Origin of the sequence: Cronbergia sp. UHCC 0137 (assembly GCF_034932285.1) — a bacterium.
GTDB lineage: Bacteria > Cyanobacteriota > Cyanobacteriia > Cyanobacteriales > Nostocaceae > Cronbergia.
The window spans coordinates 22,104-40,986 of record NZ_JAYGHC010000029.1 but is presented as its reverse complement, the minus strand read 5'-3'; the positions used below and the strand labels follow the sequence as shown (position 1 = coordinate 40,986).

Genomic DNA, 18,883 nt, shown 5'->3' with positions numbered 1-18,883 from the left:
CCTTAGATTTATCTTGTAAATGCTGATTGTGGTAGATAGTTGTGGTTAAGGGACAGCACAACCCAAAAAAGTTTAAAGATGATCAAAGTTATCAGTTAATAAACTATCTACATCTTTTGGGAAAGGACAATCTTCAGGAAATTGGGTATCATATTCCTTACTCATGTTTTTCATTGCATCTTGATAACATTCATCGGTGATGGTTAAATAATAATTACGCAAGCTGGGAGAATCTCTAAAAATCCGTTTTAGTTCCTGTTGGGTACGGCTAATAGTTACTTCCCAACCACGATAACATTCGGGTAATTTTACATAACGTCGTTTGAGTAAATGTTCCAATAAGGTAGTTAATCGACTTTCTAATTCTCTTCTATCTCTCCCCCCCAAAGCTTCTATCTCCTCAATTAAATTTTCCCAGTCTACATGACTATAATTTTGAGATTTTAATTTGCTGACTGTGTTTTGAACCCACAGCGCGAAGTCTGTTTGATAAAGATTTTGAATTGGTGATTTAGTCATAATGTTTTGTATTTATTATAAATTTTTATTTTTGTCAGAATCAGGATATCCGGGATTTAAGGATTTATCAGGATGAAATGAATTTCAACGCCATACCTGCACCTTCATAATATCAAAATGATAGTCATAAGTCCATACTTGTAATTTCATGTCTTCAGATAAAATAGCAGTAACAGCATCACAAAGAGTAATTTTCTGATCTGGAAAACGAGCAGCTTTTTCTGCTGCTGCTATATATTGCTCTTGGGAAGGGTTAATAAAATACACTGATTCTATACAATCTCTAGCAAATTTAATTGCTTGTTCAGTTCCCAAACGATACAGCAAAAGATTATATGTTTCTAGATAAACGGGAAAGGGGACTAAAATTGTTAAGTTTTCTGCATTAATTCTTTGTATTTGGATTTGGGAACGCTGATGATATTGATCATCTACATCTATAGCAGCATAAAGGGGTCCAGTATCGGCAATTATAGCTCTCAAGGTGTGTTTGGTGGTAATGATTGTGAGTATATTTGTTCAGCAAGAATTTGATCGTGATTTACCGATGTATCCAAAAATCCACTTCCCTTAGTTGTATGAGTAAAGTTGATTGGTTTTTTTGGAGGTAAATAACCACGTTGACTCAGAAATTCGATAATGGCATTTTCAACAATATCATTAGTAGGTAACGGATTTTTCTGATCTTCGATATAACTATTGAGAGCATTTGCTAATGTATCTGGTAGTGTGATATTCAGGGATTGCATAGGTTTTTAGTAGAAATTATATCTATATTATATTACTGTCAGAATCAGGATATCCAGGATTTAAGGATTTACAAGATTTTGGTTTTAAGTCTGATGTTTTGAATATTAATTTGATGGTAAATTTTTAATTGTACCTCTTGGTTTGCAGGTTGGAACGTCTCTACATTTATGGGTTGTTGAATATTAAAATTAATAGGTTGTTGAACCACCAAACCAAATCTTCCCGAAACTTTAACAAGTTCGGAGTAAGTTCTTCAGCATATTCCATCACCACTCCAAAAAGATCACCTTTTTTGAGGACTTGATAGACTTTGAGAATATGGAAATGGTCAAAACCTTTAATTGTCAAGGCTTCGTTAATAAACTTAACCTGTTGTTCTGCAAAATCATCCCGTTTTTGCATTATGTGGTTTAGGGTTTTGATGGCGTATAATTTACCTATGCTGGGTTCTTTGGCTTTGTAGGTGATACCAAAACCACCACTACCCAAAGGTTGAATTGGTTGCCAAATGATCATACCTTTTATAGTAGATACTGCCGAATTAATTTAATATATTGTAAGAATTATATCATCAATCTTTCTCATATCTCCGACTTATTAGAAAAATTGGGGGTGTTGTCGTCTGGAATCGTGTCTTTATTCTTGATATAATAATTAACCAGAACCGAGTAGGAACAAACAATGTACGACAGCGATAAACGTAAACTCTTATCAGCCTTGTGTCACGGGGCGATTTTTTTCAGCACGACAATTGTTTCCGTTGGTGTACCGATCGCTCTATTATTAGTATCTGATGATTCAGTAGTGAAAGAGAACGCCAAAGAATCAATTAATTTCCATTTTAACGTTTGGCTTTATGGTGCAATTTTAGGAACACTATTTTTTCTGACCGGTTGGTTAGTGTTGCCATTGGTGGTATTATTACCACTAGCAGGGTTGGGATATCTGGTACACTGGGGATTGACAATTTGGGCGATCGCTCAGGTGTTAACATATTCTGATACACCATGTCGCTATCCCTTGATTTTCCGAGTTTTTTAGCAACTTCCGCTCACACAATATCCCAAAAATTAACTTGGTTGAAGTTTTAAGATTATTTTTTTCGGCACTTTTGGCGATATATGTCATCCAAGTTGTAAAATACGAAATTGCCCCACAGCTTCATCAACAGTAGGGCAAAAGACAGTTAAGCACTGCTTGTAGTGTGTCTGAAGGTTATAGATTAAAACCTTGCCTTTGTGACGCTTTATTTTGTGTACATTGCCTTTTTTTTTCTTGATAAAAATTTATGTTTCCTATCCATCGTCCCCGTCGGTTACGTACCCATCCTCAATTACGCCGCATGGTACGCGAAACCGTTTTAACAACCAATGATTTAATTTACCCATTATTTGCCGTTCCCGGTGAAAGTGTTGCTAAAGAAGTGAAATCTATGCCGGGAGTATTTCAACTTTCAGTAGATAAAATTGTAGACGAAGCTAAAGAGGTTTATGATTTAGGTATTCCGGCGATTATTTTATTTGGAATTCCTGAAGATAAAGATGTAGATGCTACTGGTGCGTGGCATGATTGTGGAATTGTCCAAAAAGCAGCAACCGCAGTTAAAGAAGCAGTTCCCGATTTAATCGTGATCGTTGATACTTGTTTGTGTGAATATACAAATCATGGTCATTGTGGTTATTTACAAGTTGGTGATTTGACAGGAAAAGTGTTAAATGATCCTACTTTGGAATTACTGAAAAAAACAGCAGTTTCTCAAGCTAAAGCCGGTGCTGATATTATCGCCCCTTCAGGAATGATGGATGGCTTTGTACAGGCTATTCGGGCGGGTTTGGATGAGGCAGGATTTGCAGATACGCCGATTATGTCGTATGCTGCTAAATATGCTTCGGCTTATTATGGGCCTTTTCGGGATGCTGCGGACTCTACACCGCAATTTGGCGACAGAAGAACCTACCAAATGGACCCCGGTAACGCCCGTGAAGCGATTAAAGAAATTGAATTAGATATTGCTGAAGGTGCTGATATGCTGATGGTGAAGCCAGCTTTAGCATATATGGATATTATTTGGCGGGTGAAGGAAGCGAGTAATCTACCTGTGGCTGCTTACAATGTCTCTGGTGAGTATGCGATGGTTAAGGCTGCGGCTTTAAATGGTTGGATTGATGAACAGCGTGTGGTGATGGAAACTTTGACTGGGTTTAAACGGGCTGGCGCTGATTTGATTTTGACCTATCATGCGAAGGATGCAGCTAGATGGTTAGGCTAAAATATTAGAAGGAGTCAGGAGTCAGGAGTCAGGAGTAAGAAGGGGAAGAATGGGAGAAGCCCTGGCGACTAGAAGTCGCGGCTACACAGACAAAACCCACCTCCGTGGGTTTCAAACCTTTGATTGTTCATTAGTCCACGCAGGTGGACTAGGCTTGTGTAGTAGTGTATCCCTTACGGAAGCATTAAATACAATCCGAAATCCAAAATTAATCCTGTTAATCTTTTAATCCTGTAAATCCTGATTCTGACAGTTGAGAATAACCAGGCTCAAGATTAAGATAAATTCTAAATCCTGTTAATCTTTTAAATCCGTGATTTTTAATAGTATTTAGGGCTTGTTGATCTGCTTCTAATTCTTCCTCCTGACTCCTGACTCCTGACTCCTGACTCCTAGCCCTAACGGAAAGACTTTTTCAGCAAGCCCTATTTAATACCCATTTACCTTTGCCATTCATGCCTCTGTCACGCTTAGTTACACTGATTGTTGGTCTGATTGTCATTTTGGGTTTAACCCTATGGCTAATTGATTCCCTGACTAGGCTTTATTGGCAGTTATCTTATTCTCCTTTGCTGGGAAATTTACTGCTTTTACTGTTAATTATACTGATTGGGGGCTTGGTTGGGGGTTTTATTTATTATGTGTTTATACTACAATCAGGAGAGCAACAACGCCGTAGTCCGAGACGAGTAACTGCGGCTCAAATCCCCGCAGCTAAGTCTGATGCAGCTTCTTCTACTCTTAATGCTGTGCGTCAACAGGTGGCGCAAATTCAAGATGAAGTGACACGTCAAGCTTTATTGAGTCGGACACGGGAAATTGAGACGAATTTAGCACGGGGGGAAATTCAAGTAATTGTGTTTGGGACGGGGAGTGCGGGGAAGAGTTCGCTGGTGAATGCGATAATGGGGCGAATGGTGGGTAGGGTTGATGCACCAATGGGGACAACTCAGGTGGGAGAAACCTATTGTTTGCGGTTGAAGGGGTTGGAACGGAAAATTTTAATTACGGATACACCGGGGATTTTGGAAGCGGGGGTTGCGGGAACGGAACGGGAACAGTTAGCGAGGGCTTTGGCGACGGAAGCGGATTTGTTGTTGTTTGTGGTGGATAATGATTTAAGGCGTTCGGAATATGAGCCGTTGAAGGGTTTGGCGGAAATTGGCAAGCGATCGCTCTTGGTTCTCAATAAGACGGATTTATATACTGAAGAAGATAAAGAGACGATTTTGGCTAAGTTGCGTCAACGGGTGGGCGATTTTATTGCTTTTAATGATGTGGTAGCGATCGCTGCTAATCCCCAACCAGCACAATTGGAAACGGGGGAAATTTTTCAACCAGAACCAGATATTATCCCTTTGTTACGTCGCATGGCCTCTGTTTTACGGGCTGAAGGTGAAGATTTAGTTGCAGATAACATTCTTTTACAATCTCTGCGATTGGGGGAAGAAGCACGAAAACTAATTGATGCCCAACGTCGTCGTCAAGCTGATAAAATTGTTGAACGTTTTCAATGGATTGGTGCGGGGGTGGTGTCGGTTACGCCTTTACCTGTGGTAGATTTATTAGCAACAGCCGCCGTTAATGCTCAAATGGTGGTGGAAATTGGCAGGGTTTATGGTTGTGAATTGAATATGGAAAGGGGACGGGAGTTAGCCCTATCTTTAGGAAAAACTATTGCTGGTTTAGGTATAGTGAAGGGAGCAATTGAGTTATTTTCTACTGCGCTACAGCTTCATGTTGCGACTTTTATTATTGGTAGGGCTATCCAAGGTGTGACAGCAGCTTATTTAACGAGAATTGCTGGTAAAAGTTTTATTGAATATTTTCGCCATGATCAAGATTGGGGTGATGGGGGGATGACGGAAGTGGTTCAACAGCAGTTTCAAATTAATCGCAAAGATGAGTTTATTAAAGTGTTTGTTAAGGAAGCGATCGCTAAAGTAGTAAAACCTCTCACAGACACTTTGGAGGAAAGAGAAGGAGAACAGCGTCAAAGTAAGTAATGATCCAAAAGAATTTGAAAATCAAGACTTTTGCAAGAACTCTAATAATTTGTGCGATCGCCTTGCGTTAGTCAGTGCCATAATTGAGTCAACTACTGCTACACCTGTTCCTTTTGAATTTTCCCCAACATCTGGTTTATTCAGTTTAGGCACTTTGTGCCTTGTGAAAAGAACATTAAGCAAAATAAAGAAGAATTAAGAGCGATCGCTTGTAAGTTGGGTTGTCTGATGTCAACCCAATATAAATTTGACTAAAACCGCTTTGCTGATTGATGCCACTGTTCCCAAAAAAAACCAACTACATTTGCTATCTGTGATATCAAAAATAATATTGTAATTAACATCCCTGGTTGGGTTGACTGTTGCATAAAGGGATAGTTTAGCAAATTTAAATAAAACTTGAGTGGCTCAACTTTGATGGGTTCATTAGTACCTGTAATTCTAGTTTGGTGAAAACAAAAAGCACCGCGACCATAATTGAAGTGCTGAAGGCAAAAGGTTTTTAATGTCAGTTTGTGAGCATGATAAATAGTAACTTCTGGAATATAAATCATTTTGTTATCTTGGTATAACCAGCGATGGCAAAATTCCCGATCTTCCCCGGCTGCTAAAGGAAAAGTAATATCAAATTGTCCTACTTGGTTAAATAATTCTCTAGAAACCGCAAAATTATTAGAAGCGAAGAACTTAGCTTCATAAGAATCTATATTGTAATAGTTGTAGAGATAATCAATAAGTAATTGACTAGCAGTGGAGTAGAGATTGTTTGGTAGAGCATTTATAGTTTTTCCCCCTAAGAGGCCATTTGGAGTCTCCAAGAAGCCATTTTCGAGGGCTAATAGCCAATTTGGTTCAGGGGTACAATCATCATCAGTAAATGCTAAATATTGACCTTTGGCCACCTTAGCGCCTGTATTTCTCGCTGTAGCAGGACCAGCATTAGCTTGTCGAATTAAATTGAGTTCAATTTCGTTATCATAGGATTTCACCAGGATATCAAGAGGGCGATCGCTACCATCATCGACAATAATAACTTCAAAGCGATCGCATGGGTAATTGAGACGAGTTAAGGAATCTAAGCAAGTCTTTAATCTTTCAGGACGATTATAGGTAGGAATAATAATGGAAAAAGTGAGCATCGCTATGGTTGTAATACGTTTTATTAGGAGTTGGTTTGAGGAGAAGATCGTAATAAGGCGACCAGCGTAAAAACATGGGAAAATAACTCAGGAAAAAGCAATTTTATCGAAAGAGTATACACAATAAATCCTATGCTACAGCAAATGATTAAATTGAGTTGAAGACTAAGAATAGAGGTGAGAGATTGTTGAATGATAAAGATAACTGAAACCATGATTATTGTACTGGTAACTGGGGCTAAAAATTGAGATAAATAGGTTTTACAAGACAGAGAAATTAATTTGCTTAAAAGCCATTGTCCTAAAGGAAAAACCAGATAATCACTAATGACATAAGCAGATGCAACAGCTAAGATTCCCCAATGTAAAGCTATCAAACAAGCAATGACATTAACAATAGCATTCAGCAAGCCTAATTTCATCTGTATTGAAGGTTGACCCATTGCAATAAAAGCAGAGCGTTGAAAGAAAGAAACGGCTCGAATAATTCCCGTTAAGGGAAGAATTTGTAGGATAGGAATAGCACTTCTCCAGTGTTCACCAAATAGAGTTATTACTAATTGTGGACTGAGAAGAATAATCGCAGAAAAGATGGGAAACGCAATTAAACTGGTAAATTGAGTAGCTTGATAAAAAGCAGATAGAAACTGTTTGGGGTTATCCTGTAAGCGAGAAAAAGTCGGTAAAGCAACTTGATTTAAAGTTCCAATTAATAATTGAGTTAGAACTTGTAAAATTCGATGGGAAATTGCATAATAGCCTAGTGCCACTTCTCCTAAAAAATAACCAATTAATAGATTATCTGTCCTTTGATTAAAAAATTCTAATAATTTGTATGCTAAAAGATTAAGACTAAACCTATATAATTGGGATAAGGCTTGCCAAGAAAATTGGAATTTAGGTCGCCATGTACTAGCTGTCCATAAAACAATGACCTCCATGATTTCATAGGTTAACTGTTGTCCTACTAAACTCCAAACACCATAACCCCAAAAAGCCATTAAAATTCCTACTATTCCAGCGAAGAAAATGCCTAATAAAGAACAGGTAGCCATGACTTTAAATTTAAACTCACGGTTCAATAAAGTCACTTGAGTTTGCCTAAGTGAAGCGATAATAAATAGTATAGAAAGAACTTGAATTGTCAGAGTTAAACGAGGTTGATTAAAGGTAAAAGCAATAAAATTAGCACTACTCAAAGTGAGAGTAGTTAGGAAAAAACCCACAAAAACCTGTGTCCAAAAAGCTGTATTGATATCTTTTTCTTCTAAGTTCTGTTTTTGAATTAAAGCATGAGCAAAACCTTGATTCAAGAAGATTTGCATAAAGTTAATAAAAACATTGGCTAATGCTACTAGACCAAAATCTTTAGGGCTTAATAAACGGGCTAAAATTAAAAAGACAATAAATGAGCCAGCTTGACTTCCCCAATTTTGAATCCCCGACCAGAAAACTCCCTGAATAGTTTTGCTTTTAATGTTCATTTGATGTTTTTAACTATCATAAGTATAACCTGATAGGAATGAATATTGATTAATCTTTGTTTGGACTTGCTCAATTGAGCTTATTTTTTAAGTTTTTACCTTAATGTTTAAAAGTCAATTTTCGATATATAATATAACTAAAATGTGGCGGTTTTATTACTATCCAATTTGTAATTAGTTCACCACCTAATTGATTTTTAAAATTATTAACTGTACTCAAAGAAGCACCTCTTAAATCATTACTTTGATAACCAAGCTCGGCTAATTTTTCAAATGATTTCCACCGTAGAAAAGGAGAACTACCAAGATTTAAGTAATTATCATCACTACCAGCGCAAACAGTATAACTATGAGAATTATAGTCTGTTAGTACCAAAAAAGCTCCGATAGATTGCCCATTACTTAAACGGACTTGATGAAGTTGACAAAGGTTTTTTTCTTGCAAAAGTTGATAATATTTTCGATACTGATTTTCTGACAAATATAATTTAAGTCCTTTTCTTTGATATGTTTCTGAATGTAATTTGTAAAAACTGTCAAAATCATCGTCATGGGTAAATTTTAAATTATTTTTTATGCCTCGTTCGACTAAACGCCGTAAATTTTGCTCTATTTTTTGCCAAACTTTCCCTATATCTTCAAGGTTAATGATATAACTATAGTTAGGAAAAACTTGCCATTTCACTTTTAAAAAAGGTCTTAGATCATTAATTAAATGAGAAATACTCAGGTTTAAATAAACATAAGGTAATTCTAATAATTTGTTAATTAAAGTTTCTAAAATAGCAACATATTTAGCTCTAATTTTACTAGGATACTGACTAGGATAATATTTCAAAATTGGACTGTGAAGGGATAAGAGCGATCGAGGTGATGCTACTGCTACCAGGGAAAAAGGAGACCAAGTTTCATAAAGGGCAATGCCTCCCACTAATTCTGTTCCTTGAAAAACTCCTAATACTCGAAAACTATCTCCCGTTATTTGACATAAGACATCTAAATAGTCAGGCAAACTATAAATATTTCCAGTGGGAGAATCTGAGACAAATTTTGTCCATTTTTCATACTCACTTTCGGTTAAAAATCGGGCGGTTAATTCTCGACTCATAGAAGTTTGGTTAAATTAAAATAAGGGTTTTCCGTCAAAATATTCAGGTATTTTTAATATTCATCTTCTAGTCAAACAATTTTTTGCTCTGATCAAATAGAATTTGAAACCTCTAATTTTCATAAGTATAACCCTCTAAAAATGGATACTTTTCAATTTTCATTTTTACATAAGCAATTAATTCAGGTGTCCAATATATACTATGACGGCTTTTTTGTGGGGATTTAAAAACTATTTCAGCACGGTTAAATCAAAATTCAGTTTTGCGGTCTTTCTAGATATCGTGCTAATATTATCATAGGGGTTTCTCATAATATGGATAAATTTGATTTGAACATTAATTATCTGACGTAACTGTTGCAAATGTCCACAATTGGCTGAAATTCTTAAGATAGTTCCTTCTCCCTGTTTATCTCCAATGACTTGTAATTGGTTAACTTTTCCTTGCCATTGACTAGGAACGTAATAATTATATCCACCTAAAGTTATATCTTTCTTAGATGCCCATTGCGCTTTTTTCATTAACAGATAATAAAGTTGCCATCGTCTAAATCCTAAATAAGCATACTTTAAGTCTCCTAATTCATGGGCAATAATCATGTTAGGATGGGCATTTAATAATGCACCAATTAAACTATGTCCACTTCTTGGATAACCAATAAATAAGCAGTATGTTTTGATATCTTTCCAAAGGACTCGATTGATGAAACCACCATAAGCAGCAGGAAAATAAAGCTGGATAGCATCTAATAATTTTGCAATATTTTCCTTAAATTGATTATTTTTCATAATTTTAAAGACTCCATTCTTCAAAATCTCTTCCTGTGTATTCTCGTAAACATTTAATATCATCTTTTAGGTAGTTGTTCAATCGGATTCTTAACTCCTGATTTAATACAGGTTTTTCTACTGGACTGGAAAATGGAAAATAAATAATTCTGTTTATATGGAATCTAATATTGGAAGGCAACCGATTAATCTGGTTAATAACAGGAAGTTTAGAAATATATTTTCCTATATTATTTTTTTTGGATTTATGGATAGATAGATGTAATTTTTTATTATATTTAATCATATCAACATTATCAGTTACACCTAAAAATCTACAGATTTTTTGAAGTGTTATTTGCGGAAAATTAAATAGTTCTTCTGTTGTTAAAACTAGAATATTAGACTTTGCAAAATACAATAAATATTGTTTTAACTGTCGATAATATTGACTACGAGATACATAAAAATTATCTTCAATATCTGCCAAAGCTTCTGTAATTGTCCTGTCTTCCCGTCCATCACTATATTTATGGACATATTCAGAAATAATTCGTTCGATAGGATCTCTGATAATATAAATTAATTTTGTATTAGGAATAGTTTCATACATTCGTTGGGATATTCCTTGGTAATGAGGATATATAGTATAATTGGGGGATGTTTCTCCATAAATTTTGGCGTTACCTCTAAACTGAGATTTATACCATTCTATTCCTTTATGCCAATTTCTTTCTTCAATAAAAAAGTTTAGTTCCTTCTCTCTTGACATAGAAATTTGAGGATGGCAATTAAGGTAATAATGTAAACTGGTTGTTCCACATTTCATACCACCAATTATAATCAAATTTGGTAGTCTTCCTTGTTGTTTGTTTAGGATTGAAGTTGTCCCGATTAAATTAGTCATAGATTTAAATTTAACAGAGGTTTACCATCAAAATAGTCTGGAATTGGCACATTCATCAAATTTAAAATAGTTGCACTTAAATCCACCGTACTTCCTTTTTCTAAAGTGGAATTAGGAGTAATACCAGGACCCTTTGCCATCAAAAAGCCTCTTGCTGTATGTCCCCCCGGTCGAAAATAAGGAACTGGTCCTATCCGTCCAAAATCAGGACTATCAATCACATCCGTGGCTAATTCGTGCCAAATTACAGCCAGATCTCCATCAGATATTTTAGTATCATTGTCCATTGGTGATGGACGAGTGCGAATCACATCTTTAACAATTGGTTTGCCTGTTCTCCCATCTCGAAGATCAAAGAGATATTGGGTAATTTGGTTACAAAGTTGATCATATTCCCGTAGTTCAACTATTCCCTGACTTTCCCTGCCTTTCAGGTTTAAACGAATATCTCCACCAGTAAATACTGGTAGAGCAAAGGCTTTCATTTGATGCCACAATGGTTGATACCAACGTGTTGGCATCCAGGCCAGACTATCTTCTTCTTCTAATAAAGAAAATGGACAATCTAAGCCATTTTTAGGATTATGAAGAAAGTTAGTAGGAGTCCATGAACCAAATAATTTTTGCGCCCAGTTTTCGGGTGTATTTCTAGCCCAAACTTCCCCTAACCAAGAATGTCTGACAGGATGAGTGATCATAGCAGGTGGTGGTGTGTTAATATGACCGGGAGCGATCGCAGTTTTTCCAGGAAAACTCAAGCGATACATTAATTCCGGTAGAAATAACATTCCAAATAAATCATCATTATTGATTTCCATACCGTGAACAGAAAAGATCAGAATATGAGTGTTTTCTGAAACTTGACTGATTATTTCTCCAATCTCATGGTCAATTTGCTGATAAACTTCTAACATGACATCTGATGAACCATAATCTTGTTTTGAGGTTGAATATAAAGGGTGATCAGGTTGACTACGATTATACAAATCATGGCCGGCTGTATGAGTTTCGGTAAAAACTGTGAGAAATAAATCCCAAGATTCCCGACTTAGTAAGTCTTGACAAATGGCCGAACGTCTAGCAATATTAGTTTTTAATGCTTCTGGTAGCCATTTTTGGTATTTCTTATCCCACCAAATGCCTGTATCTTTTTGATAAATTAAATCCTGACTGTGTTTTTGAGCTAATTCTGCAAAAAGTTCGGAGGGGAGAGAATGCCTGGGAGTAAAAAAATTATGTCCTCCCCAACCCAGAACTTGTAACCCTTGGACTTGGTGGCACAAAGTTGTTAATGGTACATCAAAAATCCCAATTCGTTTGTTCTTTGGTAAAGCGTAAAAGGGGAGGTATTCTTGATAGTTATAGCCTCCATATATGGAATCGTAGGTGGCTGTATAGTTCTCTTGGGAGTATTTAACAGGACTCCAATATCCGGTTTTATTGGGTAGGCATCCTGTGTTAAAAACTGTCCATAGGCATTCGGTATTGGTAATTTTTTCAGTTTTATCTCTGTTATATTCAATAGTATTATGAAGACGACCATAGATGCCTTGCGATCGCAGTTGATTTAAGTTTTTTAAATAACCTTGATCCATCCATTTTTCTAAAAATACGGGATCGGTTGCGTCTAATCCAATGGCAAGAATAGGGTTTTTCATCAAAGTTTTTATGAATGTGTAATTATTTTTTATATGCTGTACGTCTTTCCCAAAAACAGCCTGTGCTATGGGCTATTTGTGATAGTAATAGTAATCCTGAGATCAAAGGAGCGCGATAGAAAAATCCTTGACGAAAGGGATAAAGGAATAGGTTTGTGTAAAAAGGGGATGGTTCTGGTTGAATTTTTCCTAACCCCCGGTTTGCTCGCGCTTGATTGAAATGGATAGCACCACGGCCATAGTTAAAATGCTGTTGCCAGAATTGAACTAGGTTTAGGTGATGGGCATGATAAACTAATGCTTCAGGAATATATACCATTTCATAGCCTAATTGTAAAGCGCGATCGCACAATTCCCGATCTTCGGCCGCAGCTAATCTGAATTTACCAAAACCCCCAAGACTATTAAATATTTCTCTAGAAATAGCAAAGTTATTGGAGGTGAAAAAGCTAGTCTGACGAGTTTTAGTATTTTGTTTGTTATAGTATTCGTAAAGGTAATCAATTAATAGTTGACTGCTAGTAGCATAAATATTTTCAACCAAAGCATTAACTATTTGTCCACCTATCAAACAGTTGGGAGTTTTAAGCAACTGACTAGCAAATTCTTCTAACCAAGCAGCAGCAGGAATACAGTCATCATCAGTAAAGGCTAAAAATTCTCCTTTTGCATAACTAGCTCCTAAATTTCGCGCTATAGATGGTCCTTGATTAGGTTGTTTTAGTAGAGTGATGTTAAGTTGAGATTGCCACTCGGAAATGATTTGATTTAAGGATATAGGACTACCATCATCGACAATAATTACTTCAAACTTATCATCAGGATAATTGAGTTTAGATAATGCTTGTAAACAGCTTGACAACTGTTGTGGACGAGCATAAGTAGGAATAATAATTGAAAAAAAAGGAAATGTCATAGATCAGGGTTAAAAAAAATAATCTTGATGATTACAACTACGAGAATTTTAAACATAGTCTTTTTCCTGATACCAATTAATTAAAATCTTAATTGCTGCTGGTGGTAAAATTTGGGGAGAATAATCTAACTCAGCTATGGCTTTAGAAATATTCAGACTACGATTACCAACAAACATATCATAACGATGATGACCAGGAAGTTGTCGTTTAAAGGTTGTATAAAACCATTCAGTCATTGTACTAAAAGTATGATAAGGTAAAGAGGGTAAATGTTGGCTTGGTTGAACTATGTTCAAATTTTCAGCAATTAGATTAACAATATTTTTGACTTTCATTGATTCTTTTGCTGCAATATTATAGGTTTTACCTTCAATATTGGGTTTGTCTGCACACAATTTTAACCCTGTGATAATATCTTGAATATCTGTTAGGTGATACTCGTTATTTCCTGTACCAATTAAACGAAAATTTGGAGTAGCGATCGCTTTAACTAGCCCCAACCAATTTAAAGAACCTGCACCACAAACTCCTGACAATCTTGCTATGACTACAGGTAAATTATGTTGTTGATAATAACTTAACAACACTTTTTCTCCTAACCATTTTGTTGTCCGATAATAGGTATTTGGATAGCATGGTGTATTTTCATCTACTTTAACTTGTTTAATAGTCCCATACACACCGGCTGTACTTAAATAAACTAACCTTTTGACATCTGTTTTGATCGCAGTTTGGGCTATATTTCTACTACCATCTACATTGACTGAATAATAATCTTTTTTGGGGATTTTTGGCTGTGTCCTTTGTGCTGCTCCATGATAGACTTGTTCACAGCCTTTCATTATTTTTTCTAAGTCTTCAATGTTCCTAATATCTCCTGATATAATCTCAACATCTAAGTCTTTTAATCGTGTAATATCACTATGGCAACGAACAAGAGTTTTAACATTATGTCCTGCTTCCACTAGCATTTTAGTTAAATAACCACCAATAAATCCTGATGCACCTGTTACTAATATTCTCATCTTAATTTTCTCCTGATATGATTTGCAATATCAACAATTCTAATCCAAAGCTAATTTGTTCAAATCATTCTTTGGTATATTTTAATGAATTGGTCAACAAAGCGCTGTTCAGTTTAAATCACTAGATTGAGCAGAAATGGCAAAACAAAGAGCATCATGTCCTCGCTGTTTTAACCCATCTCGCAAAGACAAAATCATTAATTAGCAAAATTTTCATTAAGGTTAACATTTAGATTTCTCACGTCTTTTTTGATAAACTCTTCATAGTAGGAGCGTTCTGTATTTACTTTCCACAAATCATGTTTTTCTCCCATTAAATTTTTTGCTGCTAATAATCCCGTTAACATGGAATGATCTTGATTATTATAACGGTGCATTCCATTACGTCCAATGGTTTGTAAATTATCAAAATTCTGTAAATAATCTTGAATAACTTGTAAATGCTGACGATATTCCTGATCATAAACAGGATAAGCTTTTTTTTGTCTAATCACTGTAGCATCTTCAATTTTTTTAATATTTGAGAGTAATTTTAAATCGACAATTTCATTACTAGCAAGTCTAATTAACTGGCTATCAGACATTGACCAAATATCGTCCCCTTGGGAAGAAAAATACTCCATTCCCAGACAAGTCTTTTGATTATCTGGAATCATTGCTGCACTCCAATTTTTAAAGTTCTGAATCCGTCCTACTTTAAATTCAGGACTGTGGATATAAATCCATTGATCAGGAAATAAATCTGCTTGATCAATGATTAAAGCTACAATTAAGAAATCTCGATATTTCAGACTGCGTGCTGCTTGCAAAACTGCTGGTGGTGCTGGTGGTTCTAGTCGTAGGATTAAAGTTGTCAATGGCATACTAGAAATAAAATGATCGGCTGGGAAATAAGCAGTTTTATTTTTCTGTTCCACACTAATGGATTGAATCTGATTATTTTGATGATAAATCTGATTGACTTTGGTGTTGAGATGAATTTTAGCCCCTTGATTGGTAATAATTTCTTGAAATTTCTCCCACATCATCCCCGGACCAAGTTCTGGATATAGAAATTCCTTAATCAATGATTTAGTTCGGTTATCTTTAAATAGGCTATTAAGAATTGCTCTTTTTAATGACATCCCTTGAATGCGTTGCGCTGCCCAGTCTGCTCGAATTTCTGTACAAGAAATGCCCCAGACTTTTTCAGTATAGGTTTTAAAGAATGTCTGATATAAACGTTTGCCAAATCTATTAGAAACCCACTCTTCAAAGTTTTCTTCTTTTGGATATGGTTTAATTTTAGATTGCAGATAACTGTATAATATTAATAAACTGTTAATAATTCCCAGAGTGAATAAGGCGTTATTTAGTTCTAAGGGATAGTTGAAAAATTTACTTTTGTAATAGATGCGAGATAGACGAGGAACTTTGAGTAGGTCATTTCCTAATACTTCTACCCAAAGCTGTTGAATTTCGCTAACTTTAGTATAAAATCTATGACCACCAATATCAAAGCGATAGCCTTTATAGGTTTCTGTACGAGAAATTCCTCCTACACAGTCCGCTTGTTCTATGATGGTTGGTTGAATGTCTTGTTTAATTAATTCGTATGCAGATGTTAATCCTGCTGGTCCAGCACCAATTATTAGTACAGTCTGATTTTGCATAAATACCAATACCCGTAATTCTTTTTTTGACTAGGATCAAATATTTATATTACTGTACAGCATAACTAGAAAATTTAAAGAAGAATATACCGAGAATAAATGCTAAACCACTATAAAAGTAGTAAAACCAGTGCCAAGGTAAAACTTGTAAAGCAAATAAAAAACCACGTTTATAAACAAAGAAGCGGTAGACGGGAGCGTTAATTATGAGCAGTAATATACAGATAGGCACGGTGATTAAAAGTAACTGCCATTGCCACCAAGAAGCAATTAAAGTAATTAAAAGCGAGTAGACTAGAATTATACTCAGTCGGGTTGACCAACCGAGATTTAGATCAGAGGGCATTTTTCCTTGACGGAGAATTAATTGAGTCCAAGGTAAGGCGCGATCGCTCACTTCTGCTTTAATTAAAGATATGATTTCCCATCGTTTTAAATGTTTGACTTGCAAAGTTTTGTCTAATTTAATTTTGTAACCTGAATTTTTGAGCCGATAGCCTAACTCAATATCTTCCACACAGGGACGACGATAGTTTTCATCAAACCCTCCCATAATTAAGAATATATCCCGGCGAATTGCACCGCAAGCCCCCCAAAAAGTGAAAGCGTCTTCGTTAGCATTTTGATGGGTATAATGATGGAACAGATTTTTGTATTGAGACAGAAAATTACTCGCTCCTGGAGCATCGTCATAAGAACCAATTAAAGCGGCTAAATTGGCATTTTCTTGAAAATTTAATTTTACTTGATTAATTGTATTTGGTGCGATCGCTACATCAGCATCTACAAAGAAAAATATCTCTCCTTTGGCCAATTTTGCCCCTAAATTTCTGGCTTTTGCTGGTCCACTTTTCTCCTGAACTCGAATTACCTTTGCTCCCCATTCTGCTGCTATTTGCCAAGAGTTATCTGCTTCCCCATCAGCGACTACAATCACTTCTGTTATGATTGATTTAACCATGTTCAGACTTGATAAACATTGACGGAAAGCTTCTCCACCATTATGAACGGGAATGATTACTGAAATTGATAGTTCTGTTGGTAGATTCATTATTGTTTATGAGAATCAGTGCATACAATGTTTAGAATAATTGAACGCAGATGAACACTTTCTGAGCAAGTTATTATCTATGACTTTTAACCGCCAATTTGGGACATTGTGCGACTATAAGAATTAATTGTACCAGAGTCCCTTTGTTTAAAGTTAATTTCTGGTTTAATTGTTAGTAGTTGCTTAACTTGTTCTTGGAGTTGGGAGGTACTAACACCGTCACGGAGAGAAGTTTTTAAATCAATTTGACCAGTTTCATTTAATAAACAGGGACGTAACCAACCATCAGCAGAAAGACGCATTCGGTTACAGCGATCGCAAAAACATTCCGACATCTGACTAATAAATCCTAATGTTCCTTTAGCACCAGGAATTTGAAATATATCCGCAGGTCCATTGCCAGGAATTTGCGATTCTGTTAAACCCCAGCGATCGCTAATAGTTTGACGTAATTGGGCAGAAGCAACCCAACCGCGATCGCTAAATAATTCTCCATTCCCAATGGGCATAAACTCAATAAACCGGACGTGCCATTGTTTCTCAATTGTTAGTGCAGCTAAATCTAGAATTTCATGGTCATTCACACCGGGAATCACTACCACATTTAATTTTAACGGGTCAAATCCCACAGAATAAGCTGCTTGAATCCCCTGCCAAACTTGCTGCCAAAGCCCTTTACCACGATTACCAATGATTGCGTCAAAAATTTGAGAATCAAGGGAATCTAGGCTAATATTAATGCGTTTCAGACCAGCATCATAGAGGTTTTGGGCGATTGGTGCTAGTAAAAACCCATTGGTAGTCATAGCGATGTCTTGGGTTTGGGGTAAAGAAGCGATCGCTCTCACCAAATCTACCACACCGGGACGCAATAAAGGTTCACCACCAGTCAAACGAAAGCGGGTAAAGCCAACAGGTATAAACACCTCTTTAATCAAGGTCAAAAGTTCCTCATCGTTCAACAATTGTGGTTTGATGAGATAATTAAGTTCCGCGCCTTCTGGCATACAGTATTGGCAGCGAAAATTACAGCGATCTGTTAAACTAACCCGTAGATAATCTACTTGGTTCATGTTGGTAAAAGGAGAAAGGGATTTATTTTTCCACTGGGTAATATATTGACGATATTAGCAAAAATGAATTGGTCTGTTTTTATAGCTACAGGAATTGCTTGGGGATTGATGGTCATGACTGCTTATGCAGATGATTGTTTCCCATTTTCCAAGTCATCAAACTTCAACACGGTTCAACAGGGAAAAGTAATTATTTTAGGACAAAGATCCGGTTATCCTTATGTTGTTGTAATTCCAGGAAATGAGGAAAAAAAATTTAAGACTGTACGGAAATGTGTACCCGATGCCTTTATTTCCCGAAATCGTTTAGGTACTTATATTCATGTTGGTGCATTTAAAGATTATGCTACCGCTAAAAGGTTGGAAATAGTATTGCGATCGCGTAAATTAGATGCCAGAGTTGTGTATTTCTCAAACAACCGGAAATAAAAGAACTAATATATGATTTGAGGAAAAAGTCTTTTGGTTAGGGCTAGGAGTCAGGAGTCAGGAGTCAGGAGTCAGGAGGAAGATTAGAAGAAGAGAATAATAGTATTAAATCTGATCAAGACGCTATC

At 36.0% G+C, this 18,883-nt stretch carries 20 protein-coding genes; 4 read left to right on the top strand and 16 right to left on the bottom strand.

Features of this window, described 5'->3' with window-relative positions:
- Positions 1-72: 72 nt before the first annotated feature.
- The 4 genes from VB711_RS16015 to VB711_RS16000 form a co-directional block, all read right to left on the bottom strand.
- Complete coding sequence (locus VB711_RS16015) at positions 73-519, bottom strand: DUF29 domain-containing protein (protein ID WP_323287143.1); 447 nt, start codon at positions 517-519, stop codon at positions 73-75.
- A gap of 84 nt (positions 520-603) precedes the next feature.
- On the bottom strand, positions 604-1,002 hold the full coding sequence (locus VB711_RS16010; protein ID WP_323287142.1) for a type II toxin-antitoxin system VapC family toxin: 399 nt from the start codon (positions 1,000-1,002) through the stop codon (positions 604-606).
- Entirely contained in the window at positions 999-1,268 is a 270-nt protein-coding gene (locus VB711_RS16005; RefSeq protein ID WP_323287141.1) for a hypothetical protein, read from the bottom strand. Before VB711_RS16005 ends, VB711_RS16010 begins: the two co-directional genes overlap by 4 nt.
- A 166-nt stretch (positions 1,269-1,434) precedes the next feature.
- Positions 1,435-1,785, bottom strand: coding sequence for a protein kinase domain-containing protein (locus VB711_RS16000; protein WP_323287140.1), 351 nt, complete (start codon positions 1,783-1,785; stop codon positions 1,435-1,437).
- Positions 1,786-1,950: 165 nt separating this feature from the next.
- Between VB711_RS16000 and VB711_RS15995 the strand changes: the two genes are divergently transcribed.
- The 3 genes from VB711_RS15995 (at position 1,951) to VB711_RS15985 (ending at position 5,544) form a co-directional block, all read left to right on the top strand.
- Positions 1,951-2,310: a DUF4870 domain-containing protein gene (locus VB711_RS15995; RefSeq protein ID WP_323287139.1), complete on the top strand. Its 360-nt coding sequence runs from the start codon at positions 1,951-1,953 to the stop codon at positions 2,308-2,310.
- 247 nt (positions 2,311-2,557) lie between these two features.
- Positions 2,558-3,538, top strand: a complete 981-nt coding sequence (hemB, locus tag VB711_RS15990; protein ID WP_323287138.1) for a porphobilinogen synthase — start codon at positions 2,558-2,560, stop codon at positions 3,536-3,538.
- Positions 3,539-3,993: 455 nt separating this feature from the next.
- Positions 3,994-5,544 (top strand): GTP-binding protein, encoded by a 1,551-nt coding sequence (locus VB711_RS15985; protein WP_323287137.1) that lies wholly within the window; start codon positions 3,994-3,996, stop codon positions 5,542-5,544.
- Positions 5,545-5,565: 21 nt separating this feature from the next.
- On the opposite strand, the gene VB711_RS15980 is transcribed toward VB711_RS15985, so the two are convergent.
- The 12 genes from VB711_RS15980 to moaA form a co-directional block, all read right to left on the bottom strand.
- Positions 5,566-5,697, bottom strand: a complete 132-nt coding sequence (locus VB711_RS15980; protein ID WP_323287136.1) for a hypothetical protein — start codon at positions 5,695-5,697, stop codon at positions 5,566-5,568.
- Between the two features lie 98 nt (positions 5,698-5,795).
- Complete coding sequence (locus tag VB711_RS15975; RefSeq protein WP_323287135.1) at positions 5,796-6,683, bottom strand: glycosyltransferase family 2 protein; 888 nt, start codon at positions 6,681-6,683, stop codon at positions 5,796-5,798.
- A 23-nt stretch (positions 6,684-6,706) separates the two neighbouring features.
- Entirely contained in the window at positions 6,707-8,167 is a 1,461-nt protein-coding gene (locus tag VB711_RS15970) for a lipopolysaccharide biosynthesis protein (RefSeq protein ID WP_323287134.1), read from the bottom strand.
- A 100-nt stretch (positions 8,168-8,267) separates the two neighbouring features.
- On the bottom strand, positions 8,268-9,275 hold the full coding sequence (locus tag VB711_RS15965) for a GNAT family N-acetyltransferase (RefSeq protein WP_323287133.1): 1,008 nt from the start codon (positions 9,273-9,275) through the stop codon (positions 8,268-8,270).
- A gap of 231 nt (positions 9,276-9,506) precedes the next feature.
- A complete protein-coding gene (locus VB711_RS15960; RefSeq protein WP_323287132.1) occupies positions 9,507-10,088 on the bottom strand; it encodes a hypothetical protein in 582 nt (193 codons plus the stop codon).
- Positions 10,069-10,950, bottom strand: a complete 882-nt coding sequence (locus tag VB711_RS15955; RefSeq protein ID WP_323287131.1) for a sulfotransferase — start codon at positions 10,948-10,950, stop codon at positions 10,069-10,071. Before VB711_RS15955 ends, VB711_RS15960 begins: the two co-directional genes overlap by 20 nt.
- A complete protein-coding gene (locus tag VB711_RS15950) occupies positions 10,947-12,608 on the bottom strand; it encodes an alkaline phosphatase family protein (protein ID WP_323287130.1) in 1,662 nt (553 codons plus the stop codon). Before VB711_RS15950 ends, VB711_RS15955 begins: the two co-directional genes overlap by 4 nt.
- A 22-nt stretch (positions 12,609-12,630) precedes the next feature.
- The gene (locus VB711_RS15945) at positions 12,631-13,524 is read right to left on the bottom strand and encodes a glycosyltransferase (RefSeq protein ID WP_323287129.1); all 894 of its coding nucleotides are present in this window, start codon (positions 13,522-13,524) and stop codon (positions 12,631-12,633) included.
- A gap of 48 nt (positions 13,525-13,572) precedes the next feature.
- Entirely contained in the window at positions 13,573-14,550 is a 978-nt protein-coding gene (locus VB711_RS15940; RefSeq protein WP_323287128.1) for an NAD(P)-dependent oxidoreductase, read from the bottom strand.
- Between the two features lie 197 nt (positions 14,551-14,747).
- Positions 14,748-16,202, bottom strand: a complete 1,455-nt coding sequence (locus tag VB711_RS15935) for an NAD(P)/FAD-dependent oxidoreductase (protein WP_323287127.1) — start codon at positions 16,200-16,202, stop codon at positions 14,748-14,750.
- A 49-nt stretch (positions 16,203-16,251) separates the two neighbouring features.
- Positions 16,252-17,253 (bottom strand): glycosyltransferase family 2 protein, encoded by a 1,002-nt coding sequence (locus tag VB711_RS15930; RefSeq protein WP_323287126.1) that lies wholly within the window; start codon positions 17,251-17,253, stop codon positions 16,252-16,254.
- 86 nt (positions 17,254-17,339) lie between these two features.
- Positions 17,340-18,326, bottom strand: coding sequence for a GTP 3',8-cyclase MoaA (gene moaA, locus VB711_RS15925; RefSeq protein WP_323287124.1), 987 nt, complete (start codon positions 18,324-18,326; stop codon positions 17,340-17,342).
- Between the two features lie 63 nt (positions 18,327-18,389).
- Here moaA and VB711_RS15920 point away from each other — a divergent pair, with 63 nt between their 5' ends.
- Positions 18,390-18,755 carry a hypothetical protein gene (locus VB711_RS15920; RefSeq protein ID WP_323287123.1) on the top strand — a complete coding sequence of 122 codons (366 nt, stop codon included), beginning with the start codon at positions 18,390-18,392 and terminating at the stop codon, positions 18,753-18,755.
- Positions 18,756-18,883: the final 128 nt, after the last annotated feature.